The sequence below is a fragment of the Streptomyces sp. NPDC104367 genome (genome assembly GCF_055583825.1).
Genome location: NZ_JBVJND010000028.1, coordinates 37,262 through 54,789 on the forward strand (window position 1 = coordinate 37,262; position 17,528 = coordinate 54,789).

The window sequence follows — 17,528 nt, forward strand, 5'->3', positions numbered from 1 at the left end:
TTTCCGTACGAACATACGAAGCCCGGAGCTGAGTCGTACCGTGGAATTTGGGACCCTTGCTTCCCGTTAGCATGGGCATCCGCACCGTTCAAGGCCATTTGGGGAAGGTGTCATGACTGCCAACGTCGACGGAGTGCCCGGAAAATTCGCGACACTCGGGCTGACCTACGACGACGTGCTGCTGCTGCCGGGTGCATCCGAGGTGCTCCCCAACGCGGTCGACACCTCGTCCCGCATCTCCCGCAACGTGCGGGTCAACATCCCGCTGCTCTCCGCGGCGATGGACAAGGTGACCGAGTCCCGCATGGCGATCGCGATGGCCCGGCTCGGCGGCGTCGGCGTGCTGCACCGCAACCTCTCCGTCGAGGACCAGGTCGGCCAGGTGGACCTGGTCAAGCGGTCCGAGTCGGGCATGGTCACCGACCCCATCACCGTGCACCCGGAGGCGACCCTCGCCGAGGCCGACGCCCTGTGCGCGAAGTTCCGCATCAGCGGTGTGCCGGTCACCGACCCGGCCGGCAAGCTGCTCGGCATCGTCACCAACCGCGACATGGCCTTCGAGTCCGACCGCAGCCGCCAGGTGCGCGAGGTCATGACCCCGATGCCGCTGATCACCGGCAGGGTCGGCACCACCGGTGTCGAGGCCATGGAGCTGCTGCGCAAGCACAAGATCGAGAAGCTTCCGCTGGTCGACGACGCGGGCGTCCTCAAGGGCCTGATCACCGTCAAGGACTTCGTCAAGGCCGAGAAGTACCCGAACGCCGCCAAGGACGCCGAGGGCCGCCTGCTCGTCGGCGCCGCCGTGGGCGCCAGCCCCGAGGCCCTGGACCGGGCCCAGGCGCTCGCCGAGGCCGGCGTGGACTTCCTGGTCGTCGACACCTCGCACGGCCACAACAGCAACGCCCTCAGCTGGATGGCGAAGATCAAGTCGAGCGTGAACGTCGACGTGATCGGCGGCAACGTCGCCACCCGCGACGGCGCGCAGGCGCTGATCGACGCCGGCGTCGACGGCATCAAGGTCGGCGTGGGCCCCGGCTCGATCTGCACCACCCGCGTGGTCGCCGGCATCGGCGTCCCGCAGGTCACCGCCATCTACGAGGCCTCCCTCGCGGCCCGCCCGGCCGGCGTCCCGCTCATCGGCGACGGCGGCCTGCAGTACTCCGGCGACATCGGCAAGGCCCTCGTGGCCGGCGCCGACACCGTGATGCTCGGCAGCCTGCTGGCCGGCTGCGAGGAGTCGCCCGGCGAGCTGCTCTTCATCAACGGCAAGCAGTTCAAGTCGTACCGCGGCATGGGCTCGCTGGGCGCCATGCAGTCGCGCGGCCAGGGCCGGTCGTACTCGAAGGACCGCTACTTCCAGGCCGAGGTCGCCTCCGACGACAAGCTCGTCCCCGAGGGCGTCGAGGGCCAGGTGCCCTACCGCGGCCCGCTCGCCAACGTGCTGCACCAGCTCGTCGGCGGTCTCCGCCAGACCATGGGCTACGTGGGCGCGGCCACCATCGACGAGATGGAGTCCAAGGGCCGGTTCGTCCGGATCACGTCCGCGGGCCTCAAGGAGAGCCACCCGCACGACATCCAGATGACCGTCGAGGCACCGAACTACAGCCGGAAGTAACCGGCGGGGTCTTACCAGGGCGGTCCCGGGCGTACCGGGGCCGCCCTCGCCGTGCCCGTCGGCGATACTGGAAGACGCTGAAACGCAGAGGGAAAGGCCACAGACGTGACTGAGATCGAGATCGGGCGCGGCAAGCGCGGCCGCCGGGCGTACGCCTTCGACGACATCGCCGTCGTCCCCAGCCGCCGTACGCGGGACCCGAAGGAGGTCTCGATCGCCTGGCAGATCGACGCCTACCGCTTCGAGCTGCCGTTCCTGGCCGCTCCCATGGACTCGGTCGTCTCCCCGGCCACCGCGATCCGCATCGGCGAGCTCGGCGGTCTCGGCGTGCTCAACCTCGAAGGTCTGTGGACCCGGCACGAGGACCCGCAGCCGCTGCTCGACGAGATCACCGGGCTGGACGCCGACACCGCCACCCGCCGGCTCCAGGAGATCTACTCCGCCCCCGTCAAGGAGGAGCTGATCGGCGCGCGCATCAAGGAGGTGCGCGACTCCGGCGTGGTCACGGCGGCCGCGCTCTCCCCGCAGCGCACCGCGCAGTTCTCCAAGGCGGTCGTGGACGCGGGCGTGGACATCTTCGTCATCCGCGGTACGACGGTCTCCGCGGAGCACGTCTCGTCCTCGCACGAGCCGCTGAACCTGAAGCAGTTCATCTACGAGCTCGACGTCCCGGTGATCGTCGGCGGCTGCGCCACCTACACGGCGGCCCTGCACCTGATGCGCACCGGTGCCGCGGGCGTGCTCGTCGGCTTCGGCGGCGGCGCCGCGCACACCACGCGCAACGTCCTGGGCATCCAGGTCCCGATGGCCACGGCCGTCGCCGACGTGGCCGCGGCCCGCCGCGACTACATGGACGAGTCCGGCGGCCGGTACGTGCACGTGATCGCCGACGGCGGTGTCGGCTGGTCCGGCGACCTCCCGAAGGCCATCGCCTGCGGCGCCGACTCGGTGATGATGGGCTCCCCGCTGGCCCGCGCGACCGACGCGCCGGGCAAGGGCCACCACTGGGGCATGGAGGCCGTCAACGAGGAGCTTCCGCGCGGCAAGAAGGTCGACCTCGGCACGGTCGGCACCATCGAGGAGATCCTCACCGGCCCGTCCCACACCCCCGACGGCTCGATGAACTTCTTCGGCGCCCTGCGCCGCGCCATGGCCACCACCGGCTACAGCGAGCTCAAGGAGTTCCAGCGCGTCGAGGTGACCGTCGCGGACTCGCAGCACAGCCGCTGACGCCGTACGGCGGACGAAGGGCCGGTCACCCGGGTGGTGACCGGCCCTCTCGCGTGCCCGCGCGGGCGGGCGGCAGCGGCTGCCGGTCGGGCCGCCGTCTTCTTCGCGCCGGAGAACGCCGCCCACACCGCGATCGCGAAGAAGACGAAGGCCGGCGGGTCGGACTCCTCCTTTTCGCGCGCCGAGGGGACCGCTCAGAGCCGGTGTGCCGCCCCCGTCGGCGTCGCCCCGCGCGTGTCCAGCAGCAGCTGCGCCTTCACCGACAGGCCCTGGAGGTCGTACGTCCGGTGCTGCTGGACCAGGATCGTCAGGTCGGCGTCGGCGGCCGCCTCGTAGAGGGAGTCCGCGCGCGGGACCGGACGGTCCAGGACGTTCCAGGACGAGATGTGCGGGTCGTGGTAGCTGACCGAGGCGCCCAGCTCCATCAGCCGGATCGCGATCTCCTGGGCGGGTGTGCCCTGCTGGTCGGCGAGGTCCGCCTTGTACGTGACGCCGAGCAGCAGCACGCGCGCGCCGCGGGCCGACTTGCCGTGCTCGTTGAGGAGGGCGGCGGCGCGCTGGACGACGTAACCGGGCATCCGGCTGTTGACCTGCTGGGCCAGTTCGACCATGCGCAGCCCGCGGCTGGCGAGGCCGGTCAGGTCCTGGGGGGCGCCGTGGCCGCCGACGCCGGGGCCCGGGCGGAAGGCCTGGAAGCCGAACGGCTTGGTCTCCGCGCAGCGGATGACGTCCCAGAGGTCGACGCCCAGGTCGTGGCAGAGGACGGCCATCTCGTTGACGAGGGCGATGTTGACGTGCCGGAAGTTGGTCTCCAGGAGCTGCACGGTCTCGGCCTCGCGCGGGCCACGCGCGCGTACCACCTTGTCGGTGAGCCGGCCGTAGAACGTGGCCGCCGACTCGGTGCAGGCGGGTGTCAGGCCGCCGATGACCTTCGGGGTGTTGGCCGGGGTGAAGTCCCGGTTGCCCGGGTCGACCCGGCTGGGGGAGTAGGCGAGGTGGAAGTCGCGGCCCGCGCGCAGGCCCGAGCCCTTCTCCAGCAGGGGGCGCAGGAAGTCCTCGGTCGTCCCCGGGTGGACCGGTGACTCCAGGATCACCGTGGTGTGCGGGCGCAGCCGCTCGGCCAGGGTGCGGGCGGCGGCCTCCACCTGGCTCAGGTCGAGTCCGCCGTCGGCGCCGCGCGGGGTGGGCGCGCAGATCACGGCCGTCCGCACGCGTCCCAGTTCGGCCGGGTCCTCGGTCGGCCGGAAGCCCCCCGAGAGCATCCGGCGCACCTCGGCGGGGCTGAGCGGGCCGGCCTCGGGGCCGGTGGCGTAGCCGATCGTGGCGATGCCGGCCGCCACGGCGGCCTGGGCGAGCGGCAGGCCGTAGGGACCGAGTCCGATGACGGCGAGGTCTGCGGGCATGGCGTGGGCCGTCCTTCCCAGTAACCGAAGCGGGACAGGTGCGCAAGCCCTGTGGACAGGACGGGCGAAGCGCAATGTCAGACTAGGAGTAAATATGACCGTTATGTGGGATTGTGTTCATGTGTCTTCCGGGGGTTCGGTGGCCGTTGTCCACAGGCTGGGGGCGAGTGGTGGCTGAAGTCGGGCAAGCCGGTCAGAATTTGGTCATGGCCCCGCCCTCGGGGCGCGGCCTGCACGACCGATGACCGACGACGAGCGATGACCGATGGCGGCAGAGCGGGAGGCAGCGGTGAGGACAGCGACACTGGGCCCGGAGCAGCGAGCGGAGTCCCTTGCGGCCATGGCCGAGCGCGAGCTGGACGTGCTGGTCGTGGGCGGCGGGGTGGTCGGCGCGGGCACCGCGCTGGACTCGGCCACCCGCGGTCTGAGTACCGGCATAGTCGAGGCCCGCGACTGGGCCTCCGGCACCTCCAGCCGGTCCAGCAAGCTCGTCCACGGCGGCCTGCGCTATCTGGAGATGCTCGACTTCGCCCTCGTCCGCGAGGCGCTCAAGGAGCGCGGCCTGCTCCTGGAGCGGCTCGCCCCGCACCTGGTCAAGCCCGTCCCGTTCCTCTACCCGCTCCAGCACCAGGGCTGGGAGCGGCTGTACGCCGGCTCGGGCGTCGCGCTCTACGACGCCATGTCGATGGCCCGCGGACACGGCAGGGGCCTGCCCGCCCACCGCCACCTCTCCCGCCGGCACGCCCTGCGCGTCGCGCCCGCGCTGCGCAAGGACGCCCTGGTCGGCGCCATCCAGTACTACGACGCCCAGATGGACGACGCCCGCTACACGGCGACCCTGGTGCGCACGGCGGTGTCCTACGGCGCGAAGGCCGCCAACCGCGCGCGCGTGACCGGGTTCCTGCGCGAGGGCGAGCGGGTCGTCGGCGCCCGGGTGCAGGACGTGGAGGCGGGCGGGGAGTACGAGATCCGCGCCCAGCAGGTCGTCAACGCGACGGGCGTGTGGACCGACGACACCCAGGCGATGGTCGGCGAGCGCGGCCAGTTCCACGTCCGCGCCTCCAAGGGCATCCACCTGGTCGTCCCCAAGGACCGCATCCACTCCACGACCGGCCTGATCCTGCGCACCGAGAAGTCGGTCCTGTTCGTCATCCCCTGGGGCCGGCACTGGATCGTCGGCACGACCGACACCGACTGGGACCTCGACAAGGCGCACCCGGCCGCCTCCAGCGCCGACATCGACTACCTGCTCAACCACGTCAACTCGGTGCTCGCGGTGCCGTTGTCGCGCGACGACGTCCAGGGCGTGTACGCGGGACTGCGCCCGCTGCTGGCCGGCGAGTCCGACGCCACCAGCAAGCTCTCGCGCGAACACACGGTCGCCCACCCGGTGCCCGGGCTCGTGGTCGTCGCGGGCGGCAAGTACACGACGTACCGGGTGATGGCGAAGGACGCCGTCGACGAGGCGGTGCACGGCCTCGACATGCGGGTCGCGGAGTGCGTCACCGAGGACATCCCGCTGCTCGGCGCGGAGGGCTACCGCGCGATGTGGAACGCGCGGGCGCGCATCGCCGCCCGCACCGGCCTGCACGTGGTGCGCGTCGAGCACCTGCTGAACCGGTTCGGCTCGCTGGCCGATGAGGTCCTCGACCTCATCGCCGCCGACCCGGGCCTCGGCGAGCCGCTCTCGGCCGCCGACGACTACCTGCGCGCCGAGGTCGTCTACGCCGCCTCCCACGAGGGCGCCCGCCACCTCGACGACGTCCTCACCCGCCGGACCCGCATCTCCATCGAGACCTTCGACCGCGGCACCCGCAGCGCCCGCGAGGCGGCCGAGCTGATGGCACCCGTCCTCGGCTGGGACAAGGACCAGATCGAGCGGGAGGTCGAGCACTACGAGAAGCGGGTGGAGGCCGAGCGCGAGTCCCAGCTCCAGCCCGACGACCTGACCGCGGACGCGGCGAGGCTGGGGGCGCCGGACATCGTGCCGTTGTAGACCGCCGTCCCGGGACCGGTCCCGGCCGCGGGGCGGCTCCCCGCTTCACCCGATCGAGCGACCCGGGGCCGGGATCCTCTTCCGGCGCCCGGCCGTTCTACCAAGTGCGAGAGCAGAACTCGGCCGCGAGCAGAGCGGGTTCGAGGCCGGGGTCCGCGATCGTCGTCGTGTTCACGCGGAAGGTGAGCACATGCCGGCCGTCCCGCGACACGGCGCTGCGCACATAGCTGCCCGCGATCCGGCCGTTGTGTCCCCACACCGTGGTCCCGCACGGCAGCTTCACCGGAAAGATCCCCAGCCCGTACGCCCCGTGCGTGGCACGGGTGTCGAGCATCTCGCGGAGCAGGCGCGGGGGCAGCAGCTCGCCGTCCAGCAGCGCCGCGTAGAAGCGGTTCAGGTCGTCGAGGGTGGTCACCAGCTCGCCCGCCGCGCCGGCCACGCGCGGGTCGAGCCGGGTGACGTCGGTGCCGTCGGCCGCGTAGGCGCGGCCGTGCGGGAAGGGCAGCGTGGTACGGGCGCCCGGGAAGGAGGTGCCCGTCAGACGGAGGGGGGTGATGATGCGGCGCCTGGCCTCGGCGGCGTACGAGCGGCCGGTGACCCGCCGGATGACCATGCCGAGGACGACGTAGTCGGTGCTGGAGTACGCGTAGCGGCCCAGCCGGGTCGACCGGAGGGAGAGTGAGATGCCCACCGCCTGAAGGGGGGTGAGGGGGACCGACCCCCGGGTGACCGTGGTGAAGTCGGCGAGCCCGCTGGTGTGAGCGAGCAGGGCCCGCAGGGTGATCCGGCGTCCGTCGACGCCGTGGCCGCGCAGCAGCCCCGGCAGGTACCGGTCCGCGGTGTCGGACAGCGACAGCCGGTGTTCCGCGGCCAGTTGCAGCACCACGGTGGCGATGAAGGTCTTGGTGACGCTGCCGGCGCGGAAGTGGTCGGCGCGGGTGATGCCCAGGCCGGCGGCCGCGTAGCGGACGTCGTCGCCGTCCTGTTCCAGGAGGGCCGCGGCGGGCGCCCTGCCTTTGGTGACGAACTGTGACAGAAGCGGGTCCGTGGCCTCGGCCGAGGAGGCGGAACCGGCCGTGACCGGGGCCAGCAGCAGGGCAAGGAATACCGGTATGGCCACCAGTGTCCGAAGCGACGGCATCCCGGTTCCTCCCCTTGTCGCGGCTCATCATCCCGGCCCGAGTGACGCCCTCGTCACCGGGGGTTCCGATCGGCCGGGCCCGATGCGGGATCAGGGGGCCCCAGGGCGTCGGGCACTTGTCGGGTGAGGGACAATGGAGGCTCTGTCAGGGCGGGTTGCATGAGGGGACGCATGTCGGAGGCGGAGCGGGCGGGTACTTCTCGTCAAGAGACTCGTCAGGACAACAGCGAGCGTCTTCTCGCCGGGCGGTACCGGCTGGGAGGAGTGCTCGGCCGCGGCGGCATGGGCACGGTGTGGCGGGCGGAGGACGAGACCCTCGGCCGCACGGTGGCCGTCAAGGAGCTGCGGTTCCCGTCGAACATCGACGACGAGGAGAAACGGCGCCTGATCACGCGCACCCTGCGCGAGGCCAAGGCGATCGCCCGGATCCGCAACAACAGCGCGGTGACGGTCTTCGACGTGGTCGAGGAGGACGACCGGCCCTGGATCGTGATGGAGCTCGTCGAGGGCAAGTCGCTGGCCGAGGTCATCCGGGAGGACGGCCTGCTGAAGCCCAGGCGGGCGGCCGAGGTCGGCCTCGCGATCCTGGACGTGCTGCGGTCGGCGCACCGCGAGGGCATCCTGCACCGGGACGTGAAGCCGTCCAACGTGCTGATCTCCGAGAGCGACGGCCGGGTCGTGCTCACCGACTTCGGTATCGCGCAGGTCGAGGGCGACCCGTCCATCACCTCCACCGGCATGCTCGTCGGCGCCCCCTCCTACATCTCCCCGGAGCGGGCCCGCGGTCACAAGCCCGGCCCGGCGGCCGACCTGTGGTCGCTCGGCGGCCTGCTGTACGCGGCGGTCGAGGGAGCGCCGCCGTACGACAAGGGGTCGGCGATCGCCACGCTGACGGCGGTGATGACCGAGTCGCTGGAGGAGCCCAAGAACGCGGGACCGCTGCGGGACGTCATCTACGGCCTGCTCAACAAGGACCCGGACAAGCGGCTCGACGACGCGGGCGCCCGCGTGATGCTCAGCGCCGTCGTCAACACGCCGGAGGAGGCACCCGCCGACGCCACGCGGGTGGTGCCGCTGCCTCCGCAGCCCGACGCGCCGCAGGAGGAGAAGGCCGCCCCGGCCGGGGCCAAGCGGGGCGAGGAGGCCGGGGAGAAGCTGCGCGGCGCGCTGCGTTCCGTGCGCAAGGCGGCGGGGGCGGCGAGCGCCTCGGCCGCGACCAGGACGAAGAGCGGTGGTGCCGGCGCTGTCGCCGAGGCGGGTGGCACGGCGGGTCCGGCCGGCGCCGCGGGAGGCTCGGGCGCGGGAACCGGCTCGGGCGCGGCTTCGGGTGCGGCCTCGGCTTCGGGGGCGGGCGCGGTCGGTAGTGCCGCCTCGCCGTCCGTCGGTATCGGCGGCGGTGCCGGTGCGGCCGGTTCGGCCGGTGCGTCGGCGGGGGCCAAGCCCGGTGCGGGGAAGCCGAGTTCGGGCTGGCCGCAGATGCCGCCGCCGGACCTGGACCTGGAGCTGGCTCCTCGGACGGTGCCCCGCGCGCCGATCACCGACGTGGTGCCGAAGCGCACCCTGGTGATCATCGCCGTGGTGGTGGTGCTCGCCGTGCTCGGCACCGTGCTCGCCCTGACCCTGGGCGGCGGTGACGACGACGGCAAGAGCAGCGGCAAGGGCGGCGGTTCCAAGGCGGTGGCGACCTCGCAGGCGAGCGCGAGCATGAGTTCCGGTTCGGGTTCCGGCGCCGGCGCCTCCACCAAGGAGGACACCGGCGACGGCACCCGGACGGACGGTGACTCGTCGACGTCCGAGGCGGCCGGGAACTCCGACGACTCGGGTTCGGACGACTCGGGCGCCGCGAGCGACGACGATTCCTCGGCATCGAACTCCAGTGGCAGTGACAGCGACGGTGACAGCGGCAGCGCGCCGGTGGTGTCGACGTACAAGGGCGGTCAGGGGTACTCGATCGGGCTGCCCAAGGGCTGGAAGTTCCAGACCAGCAGCTCCGCCGGGGACCGGTTCACCGGCCCCGACGGACAGAAGCTGCTGGTCGCGTGGACGACCACGCCCAAGGACGACCCGGTGGCCGACTGGGAGAACCAGGAGCGTTACATGGCGCGCTCCCAGTACCAGAAGATCCGCATAGCCGCGGTGAGCTACCGGGGCTGGAACACGGCCGACTGGGAGTTCACCTACGTCGAGAGCGGCACCAAATACCGGACGGTCGACCGGGGGTTCGTCGTCAGCTCGAAGCAGGGGTACGCGCTGATGTACACGGCGAAGGCCGCCGACTGGAGCAGTGAGCTGCGCAAGGACACCTGGAAGACGCTGACCGCGTCCTTCGAGCCGAAGTGACAAATTCGCATCCCCACAATGCGAATTGCCTCCGGCACGTATCGTGAGTGGTTGCGGACCGTACGCATCCAGGTATGCATACGGAACGGGCCGCGAAACGAACGGATTTGACCAACCGGACGGCCGGGGGAGGCAACGTGGACGACTATGCGGGTCGGGTGCTCGCCGACCGCTACCGCCTGCCCCTGCCCCCCTCCGACGAGTACGAACTCACCGAGAGCCGGGCCTTCGACACCTACAGCGGACAGGAAGTCCTCGTCCGCCAGGTGCCGTTGCCGGAGGTCGTCGAGGCCGAGGTGCTCGACGCGGAGGGGCTGCCGGACGGTTTCACAGCCCGTGACCGCGGCGCGCGCCGGCCGCCGTCGGCCCGTACCGCGACACGCCGGCCCAGCGATCCCGCGGTGCGGCGCGCCGTCGAGGCCGCGCAGGCGGCCGCCCGGATCCCCGACCACCCCCGGCTCGACCAGGTCTTCGACGTGTTCGCGGAGGGCGGTTCGCTCTGGATCGTCAGCGAGTCCGTCTCCGCGCGGCCGCTGGCGGCGCTGCTCGCCGAGCAGCCCCTGACCCCTTACCGGGCGGCCGAGGTCGCCTCCGACGTGCTGATGGCGCTGCGCGTGCTGCACGCCCACGGCTGGGTCCACCGCAACATCACCGCCCGCACGGTCCTCGTCTGCGACGACGGCCGCGTGATGCTGACCGGCCTCGCGGTCGGCGCGGCGGAGGAGGCGCTGTGCGGGTACGACCCGGTGCCGGTGCCGGAGGGTGAGACCGGGCCGGTGGAGAGTTCCGGCGCGCCCATGGGCCCGGCCGATCCCGCGGGCCGCGCGGGCGGTGTTCCCGGGGGCATCGGGGGCGTAGGGGGTGCGGCGGGCGCGGCAGGTGGTACGGCCGGCGCGCCGGGGGCGCATTCCGGCCAGGAGGTCGATCCCGAGGCCGCCCGGCGTGCCGCGATCCAGGCGCGGGCCGCGGGCGGGCTGCCGGGGGCCGGTTCGGAGGAGGGCGCGGACGGTTCCGCTTCCGGTTCCGGTACCGGTGCGGTGGCGCGCCGGGCGCTGGAGACCGGCGCGGACGTCCGCGCGGCCCGCGCCGGGGCGATCGCCGCGTACCGCGCGGGCGCGAGGGCCGCCGCGCGCGTCCAGGAGACCCAGCAGAACGGCCGGGCCGCGCTGCCCGGCGCCCGCCCACCCGCCGAGACCGACACCGGAGCCCCCGCACCACAGCCCCCGCACGGGACGCCCCGGAGCAACGGTGCCGCGCAGCCGCCGTACGGGGCGGGGCAGACCAACGGGCAGGCGCAGTCGCCGTACGGGCCGGGACAGGCCCAGTCCCCGTACGGGGCCGGCCAGTCCAACGGGCAGGCGCAGTCGCCGCATGGGGCCGGCCAGGCGCAGTCCCCCTACGGGCCCGGCCAGGCTCAGTCGCCGTACGGCTCCGGGCAGGCGCCGTATGTTCAGGGGCAGGTGCAGGGGGCCGGGGCTGTGCCGCCCGGGCAGATAGCCGATCCGTACGGGGTCGGCGGCGCGCCCTCGGCCTGGCACGGCGCCTCACCGCGTACCGCCCCCGGGGCGCCTCCGGCCGTCGGCGCCGGTCAGGAGCGCACCGCGCTCCCCGCCGCCCGCCCGGGCCAGGACCCGGCCCAGTTGCCCGTCCCCGGTGCCCGGCCCGGTCAGGACCCGGCCCAGTTGTCCGCTCCCGGTGCCCGGCCCGGTCAGGACGCGTCTCAGCTGCCCGTCCCCGGTGCTCGCCCCGGGCAGGATCCCGCCCAGTTGTCCGTTCCCGGTGCTCGGCCGGTGTTGCCCGCGCAGGGTGCGGCCGGGGCCGCGGCTCGCTGGGGTGAGGCCGCCGCCGCGGCCGTCCCCGGGCGGCGGGGGCCCGCGACCGCGCTGGCCGCCGAGCGCGCGCGGCAGGTGCGGATGACCGTGGTGGGGCCGGTGACCGAGCGCTGGGCGCCGGAGCAGGCCGGGCCCGTGCACGAGAACTGGCAGCTGGCGGCACCCATCGGACCGGCCACCGACCTGTGGGCGCTCGGCGCGCTGCTGTTCCGGGCCGTACAGGGGCACGCGCCCTACCCGGAGGAGTCGACGGCCGAGCTGGTCCAGCTGGTGGTCTCGGAGCCGCCCGCCTTCGCGGAGGAGTGCGGCTCGCTGAGGCCGGTCGTGGAGTCGTTGCTGCGTCAGGACCCCACCGAGCGGCTGGACTTTGAGGAGCTGCGCGGCTGGCTCCGCTCGCTGGTGCGGTCCGCGCCCGAGCCGGAGGCCGGTACGTACGTCGTCGCCACCCCGCCCGCCGACCCGAAGCGGCTGCCGATCATCCGGCGCCGCGGCGAGCTGGTCCGCAGACGCAGGGCAGGGCTCCCGGCGACCCACGGCCGGCACAAGCGTGCCCGCGAGGAGGCCAGGTCGCCGCGGCGGCTGGGCCGTACGCTCCTTCTGCTGGTGCTGCTCCTGCTGGCCGCGGCGGTCGCGTACGCCATGGTGTTCATGCCGAAGAAGGACAGCGCGGACGGCGGCGGCACGGGAAGCGGTGACCGGACCGGCGCGGCCGGTGACGTGAGTTCCGCACCGAGCCCCACGCCCACTGCGACGCCCTCGCCCACGTCGACGCAGTCCACCGAGACCCAGACCACCGCCGGTTCGACGGGCGGCTCCGACGTCGGCGGCGGCTTCACCCTGCGCGACGACCCGAACGGCTTCCGGATCGCCGTGGCCAAGGGCTGGACCCGCACCCCGAAGAACAGCAGCGGCCAAGTGATCTACTCGCACGGGAAGTTCGAGCTGATCGTGGTGGCCGGACGGGACAGCGCGGCGAGCTACGGCAGCGACCCGATGACGTACCAGCGGGACAAGGAAGCGGAGTTGCAGCCGTACCGGGACTCCAGCTGGGCCACGGCCGGCGGGCTGCGGACCATCACGGTGGGACAGCAGGTCTCCGCCGAGGGGCAGTTCACCTGGACGGACAGCCAGGACGGCGACCTGTTCGTGCGCAACATGGTCTTCCTGATCGACGGCCGCTACCACATCGTGCAGGTGCGCGGCCCGGAGTCGGAACGGGACCAGGTCACGGAGTTCTACGAGCAGGCGTCGACGACGTACAAGTACACGGGCTGAGCCACCCGAACCGTCACAGTGCTGTCTCCGTGGGACCCCGCCGGTTCCATGACCGCAGGGCGCTCCATAGTCTGACCCTGACAAGAGCATTGCGGGGCAACGTGAATCAGATGCAGGGCCTGCTCATAGCGGGCCGCTACCGGCTCGCCGACACCATCGGCAGCGGCGGCATGGGCCGGGTGTGGCGCGCACACGACGAAGTGCTGCACCGGGCGGTCGCCATCAAGGAGTTGACGGCCGCGCTCTACGTCTCCGAGGGCGACCAGGCCATCCTGCTGGCCCGTACCCGGGCGGAGGCCCGGGCCGCGGCGCGCATCAACCACTCCGCCGTCGTCACCGTCCACGACGTACTCGAACACGACGGCCGCCCGTGGATCGTCATGGAGCTGGTCGAGGGCCGTTCGCTGGCCGACGAGGTCAAGGAGCGCGGGCGCGTCGAGCCTGCGGAGGCCGCGCGGATCGGGCTGTGGGTGCTGCGGGCGCTGCGTGCCGCGCACGGCGCCGGTGTGCTGCACCGGGACGTCAAGCCGGGCAACGTACTGCTCGGACGTGACGGCCGGGTCCTGCTCACCGACTTCGGCATCGCCCAGATCGAGGGCGACACGACGATCACCCGGACCGGGGAAGTCGTCGGATCGGTCGACTACCTCGCGCCGGAGCGTGTGCGCGGGCACGATCCCGGGCCCTCCTCCGACCTGTGGGCGCTGGGCGCGACGCTGTACACGGCGGTGGAGGGCCGGTCGCCGTTCCGCCGTACCTCGCCGCTGACCACCATGCAGGCGGTCGTCGAGGACGAGGTCGCCGAGCCGCGCAACGCGGGCCCGCTGGAGCCGGTCATCACCGCGCTGCTCCGCAAGGAGCCGGCCCGGCGGCCCAGCACCGGGGAACTGGAGCAGATGCTCGCCGAGGCGGCGGAGGGGCGGCGGCCGAGCGCGGCGCAGGCGTTCGTACCGACGTCACCGAGCGGCTACGGCGTACCGGCGACGGGTTCCGGCGCCGGAACCCGGGTGCAGACGGCCGCGGCCACGCCGTATCCGCCGGTGGCGGCCGGGCCCGTGCCCGCGGCGGCGGCGCCGAAGCGGTACCGCCTGCGGACGTTCGCCGTGGTCGTCGCCCTCGCGGCGGTCGTCGGCGGAGGCGTGGCGGTCGCGTTGCAGCAGTACGGCACGGGCAGCGCCGGCGACTCCACCGCCGCCTCGTCCACCCCGACTTCCAGCGCCGACACCGACACCGACACCAGCGCCACACCGACCGGCGGCAGCGGCCAGGGATCCGTACCCGACGGCTGGGAACGCCGCGACGACCCGGTGGGCTTCAGCATCTCCCTGCCCAAGGGGTGGAAACGGTCGGTCTCCATCGACCAGGACGGCCTCCGGCAGGTCGACTACTCACCGGACAACGGCAAGCACCTGGTACGGGTCGCCGTCGACACCGCGCCGGACTTCAGTACGTCGTACGACCACATGAGCTATCTGGAGCAGAAGATCTCGGCCCGACTGCAGGACTACAAGCGGTTGAGCCTCAAGGAAGAGCTGTTCCGCGACCTGCCGGGCGTCCGCTGGCAGTACACCTGGAACGCGTTGGCCAAGAACCCTCCGCATTACTACCCGGGGCCCTACCACGCGATCGACGTCGGCTACATGAACAGTGACGGCACGGAATACGCCATCTACGCGGCCTCTCCGACCGACGACTGGCCCACCACGGAGAAGCAGTTCGACTGGATCCTGCGGAGCTTCCAGGAGGGCTGACCGTCCGGACGGCCGAACGGCGACGCCGGTTCGCTCCGCGCGAGGCCCGGGTTTCGGTAGTTGGCCTGTCAGTGTCCGGAACGTGGGCGTCCGGTGCGGCATCATGGGGCTCATGGTGAATCCGGGGGATGACGCCGTACGTCTGATCGCTGGGCGTTATCGCCTGGACGCGCGGCTCGGGCGGGGCGGGATGGGTGTCGTGTGGCGGGCGACCGACCAACTGCTGGGCCGGCAGGTCGCCGTCAAGGAACTCACCGTCGACGACTCGCTCCCCGAGGACGACGCCCGACTGCGCCGCGACCGCACCCTGCGTGAGGCGCAGGCGGTCGCGCAGCTGCGCCACCCGCACATCATCGTCGTCCACGACGTCGTGGACGACGGCGAACGGCCCTACATCGTCATGGAGTTGATCGACGGAGGCTCCCTCGCCGACCGGATCTCGCGCGGCGGCCCCGTGGACGTGGCCGAGGCCGCGCGGATCGCCGGCGACCTGCTGAGCGCGCTGCGCACGGCGCACCGGGCCGGTGTGCTGCACCGGGACATCAAGCCGGCGAACGTGCTCGTCGAGGCCGGCACCGGGCGTGTCGTGCTCACCGACTTCGGGATCGCCCAGGTCGCCGGCGCCTCCACGCTCACCGAGACCGGTTCCTTCGTCGGCTCGCCCGAGTACACGGCGCCCGAGCGGATGTCGGGGACCCGGGCCGGTCCGGCGTCCGACCTGTGGTCGCTGGGCGCGCTGCTGTGCGCCGCGCTCAGCGGTGAGTCGCCGTTCCGGCGCGACTCGCTCGGCGGCATCCTGCACGCCGTGGTCTCCGACGAGATCCGGCCACCCGCCCAGGCGGAGCCGCTGCTGCCCGTCGTACGGGGGCTGCTGGAGCGGGATCCGGAGCGGCGGCTGGGCGCCGAGGAGGCCGAGCGGATGCTGCGCGGGTTCCTGGCGACGGGAGCGGTGGCGGTCGCGAGCGCGACGGAGAGCGTCGGCGTCGCGTCGTACACCCCGACCCAGCGGGACGTGCCGCGGCCGCCCGCCCCGGAACAGGCCGTGCCGGCCGGGTACTCGACGCGCGGGATGCTGATCGCCGCGCTGCTCGTCGCCGCGATGGCCGGGGCGGGGGTGTCGGCGGCGGCGCTGCTGTTCCACGGCGGCGGGGACACCGGCACACCGGGACCGGGCCGCGGCGGCGCGACCGCCGTCTCCGCGTCGCACACGTCGTCCTCGGCGTCGCGCACGGCGTCCTCCGCGCCCACGCCGACGCGGTCCTCCTCGCCGCCGCCCACCGACTCCCGTACCGCGCCGTCCGGTTACCGGCTCGCGCGGGACCCGGGCGGCTTCTCCCTCGCCGTGCCGGAGGGCTTCACCCGGGACCCGCAGGGCGAGCGCGTCTTCTACATGTCGCCGGGACAGACCTTCCGGCTCGGCATCAAGGTCTCCGAGCCGCAGACCGGCGGGCCGGGAGCGGTGATGCGGCGGGCGGCGGCCGAGGGACCGAGCACCAACCCCGGCTACCACGACGGCCGGGTCACCGACACCACCCACTCCGGACACCCCGCCGCTTTCTGGGAGTTCACCTGGACGGGCTTCAGCGCCTCCGAGGGCCCCCGGCACACCTACGACATCTGCTGGGAGGAGGGCGGCCGGATGTACGACGTGTGGGTGTCGGCACCGGTCGGCAAGGTCCGCGAGGCCCGCGAGTACTTCGACGTCGCCGTCGACACGTTCACGGCGGCCTGAGCGGTCTCGAACGGCCGTGCGCCGGGCGCGCGTTCAGGGCGGGGAGGCCGGATACCGCACTCCGCTGACCGCGCCGCTTCGACAACGGCATGGTGCGCAAGGTACTCATGTGACATGAGCGAAGACGGCGAACAGCCGGTCGAGGGACGTCTGATCGGGGGGCGTTACCGGCTCGCCGGGCGTATCGGCTCGGGGCCCGCCGGCACCGTGTGGCGGGCCCGCGACGAGCAGGACGGGCGGGACGTCGCGGTCAAGGAGCCACGGCTGTCCGGCGCCGGAGACGGTGCCAACAAGGGCGCCGGGGACGATGCCACGGACGGCGACGGCGACGGCGACGGCGACGGCGACGGCGAGGGTGCCGGTGTCGGCGACGGTGCCGGTGTCGGGGGCGGCCGCTCTGTCGCCGACGCCCCCTCTGCCGCCGACAGTGCCGGTGGCTCCGGTGGCGCGGGTGACGAGGAACGGCAGCGTGCCGCGCACCGTCTGCTGCACGAGGCCCGGGCCGCCGCCCGGGTCGACCATCCGGCCGCCGTCGCCATCCACGACGTACTCCTCGACGGCGAACTGCCGTGGATCGTCATGGAGTTGGTGGAGGGGGAGTCGCTGCGCGCCGCTCTCGACGCGCGCGGGCCGCTGGCGGTCGACGAGGCCGCCCGGATCGGGCTCGCCGTCCTCGGGGCGCTGCACGCCGCCCACGGCGTCGGGATCGTGCACCGGGACCTCAAGCCGTCCAACGTTCTCCTCGAAGCCGGCGGCGAGCGTGTCGTCGTCACCGACTTCGGCACCGGCGGCGCGCAGGGGCACAGCGCGTTCGTCGCCCCCGAGTGCGGTGAGGAGCGCGGCGCCGGGCCCGCCTCCGACCTGTGGTCCCTGGGCGCGTTGCTCCGCGAGGCCCTCGGCGGTGCGGAGGGCGGCCTCGCCCCGCTCCTCGGACGGCTCCTCGCCACCGACCCCGAGGCCCGGCCGACCGCAGCCGACGCGGCCGAGGCGCTCGCCGAGGCCGCCGGGACGAGCCTGCCCGCGTGGGTGACCGAGCCCGTGGCGAGCCCGCCCCCGGTGCCGGCCCCCGCCCCGGACCCGGCACCCCCGGCCGCCCCCGAACCCCGCCGCCTCACCCCGCTCACCGCCCTCGGTCTGCTGCTCGCCAAAAAACCGGAGCGTGGCTGACGGCGCTGATCGTCCCCGCCCAACCCCCTGATCAGCGCATTCCCTG

Annotated in this window: 10 protein-coding genes; 8 read left to right on the forward strand and 2 right to left on the reverse strand. The window is 73.2% G+C overall.

Going from position 1 to position 17,528, the window contains the following annotated elements:
* Positions 1–112: 112 nt before the first annotated feature.
* Positions 113–1,615, forward strand: coding sequence for an IMP dehydrogenase (gene guaB, locus ACZ619_RS33460; RefSeq protein ID WP_469607002.1), 1,503 nt, complete (start codon positions 113–115; stop codon positions 1,613–1,615).
* 105 nt (positions 1,616–1,720) lie between these two features.
* Positions 1,721–2,845, forward strand: coding sequence for a GuaB3 family IMP dehydrogenase-related protein (locus tag ACZ619_RS33465; RefSeq protein ID WP_469607005.1), 1,125 nt, complete (start codon positions 1,721–1,723; stop codon positions 2,843–2,845).
* A 194-nt stretch (positions 2,846–3,039) separates the two neighbouring features.
* Here the strand turns inward: ACZ619_RS33465 and ACZ619_RS33470 are convergent, their stop codons facing one another.
* Complete coding sequence (locus ACZ619_RS33470) at positions 3,040–4,248, reverse strand: nucleotide sugar dehydrogenase (protein ID WP_469607007.1); 1,209 nt, start codon at positions 4,246–4,248, stop codon at positions 3,040–3,042.
* Between the two features lie 289 nt (positions 4,249–4,537).
* Between ACZ619_RS33470 and ACZ619_RS33475 the strand changes: the two genes are divergently transcribed.
* On the forward strand, positions 4,538–6,244 hold the full coding sequence (locus ACZ619_RS33475; protein WP_469607010.1) for a glycerol-3-phosphate dehydrogenase/oxidase: 1,707 nt from the start codon (positions 4,538–4,540) through the stop codon (positions 6,242–6,244).
* Between the two features lie 97 nt (positions 6,245–6,341).
* On the opposite strand, the gene ACZ619_RS33480 is transcribed toward ACZ619_RS33475, so the two are convergent.
* Positions 6,342–7,385: a serine hydrolase domain-containing protein gene (locus tag ACZ619_RS33480; protein WP_469607013.1), complete on the reverse strand. Its 1,044-nt coding sequence runs from the start codon at positions 7,383–7,385 to the stop codon at positions 6,342–6,344.
* A 171-nt stretch (positions 7,386–7,556) separates the two neighbouring features.
* Here ACZ619_RS33480 and ACZ619_RS33485 point away from each other — a divergent pair, with 171 nt between their 5' ends.
* The 5 genes from ACZ619_RS33485 (at position 7,557) to ACZ619_RS33505 (ending at position 17,482) form a co-directional block, all read left to right on the forward strand.
* Entirely contained in the window at positions 7,557–9,725 is a 2,169-nt protein-coding gene (locus ACZ619_RS33485) for a serine/threonine-protein kinase (protein WP_469607221.1), read from the forward strand.
* 137 nt (positions 9,726–9,862) lie between these two features.
* Positions 9,863–12,832, forward strand: a complete 2,970-nt coding sequence (locus tag ACZ619_RS33490) for a protein kinase (protein WP_469607016.1) — start codon at positions 9,863–9,865, stop codon at positions 12,830–12,832.
* A gap of 110 nt (positions 12,833–12,942) precedes the next feature.
* Positions 12,943–14,583, forward strand: a complete 1,641-nt coding sequence (locus ACZ619_RS33495; protein WP_469607223.1) for a serine/threonine-protein kinase — start codon at positions 12,943–12,945, stop codon at positions 14,581–14,583.
* A gap of 112 nt (positions 14,584–14,695) precedes the next feature.
* Entirely contained in the window at positions 14,696–16,315 is a 1,620-nt protein-coding gene (locus ACZ619_RS33500) for a serine/threonine-protein kinase (RefSeq protein ID WP_469607018.1), read from the forward strand.
* Between the two features lie 114 nt (positions 16,316–16,429).
* Positions 16,430–17,482 (forward strand): serine/threonine-protein kinase, encoded by a 1,053-nt coding sequence (locus ACZ619_RS33505; protein WP_469607021.1) that lies wholly within the window; start codon positions 16,430–16,432, stop codon positions 17,480–17,482.
* The last annotated feature ends 46 nt before the right edge of the window (positions 17,483–17,528 follow it).

Excerpts from the sequence above, each read along its gene's own strand:
- guaB (WP_469607002.1), top strand. The coding sequence starts at position 113 with ATGACTGCCAACGTCGACGGAGTGCCCGGAAAATTCGCGACACTCGGG.
- ACZ619_RS33470 (WP_469607007.1), bottom strand. The coding sequence starts at position 4,248 with ATGCCCGCAGACCTCGCCGTCATCGGACTCGGTCCCTACGGCCTGCCG.
- ACZ619_RS33480 (WP_469607013.1), bottom strand. The coding sequence starts at position 7,385 with ATGCCGTCGCTTCGGACACTGGTGGCCATACCGGTATTCCTTGCCCTG.
- ACZ619_RS33485 (WP_469607221.1), top strand. The coding sequence starts at position 7,557 with ATGTCGGAGGCGGAGCGGGCGGGTACTTCTCGTCAAGAGACTCGTCAG.
- ACZ619_RS33495 (WP_469607223.1), top strand. The coding sequence starts at position 12,943 with ATGCAGGGCCTGCTCATAGCGGGCCGCTACCGGCTCGCCGACACCATC.
- ACZ619_RS33500 (WP_469607018.1), top strand. The coding sequence starts at position 14,696 with ATGGTGAATCCGGGGGATGACGCCGTACGTCTGATCGCTGGGCGTTAT.
- ACZ619_RS33505 (WP_469607021.1), top strand. The coding sequence starts at position 16,430 with ATGAGCGAAGACGGCGAACAGCCGGTCGAGGGACGTCTGATCGGGGGG.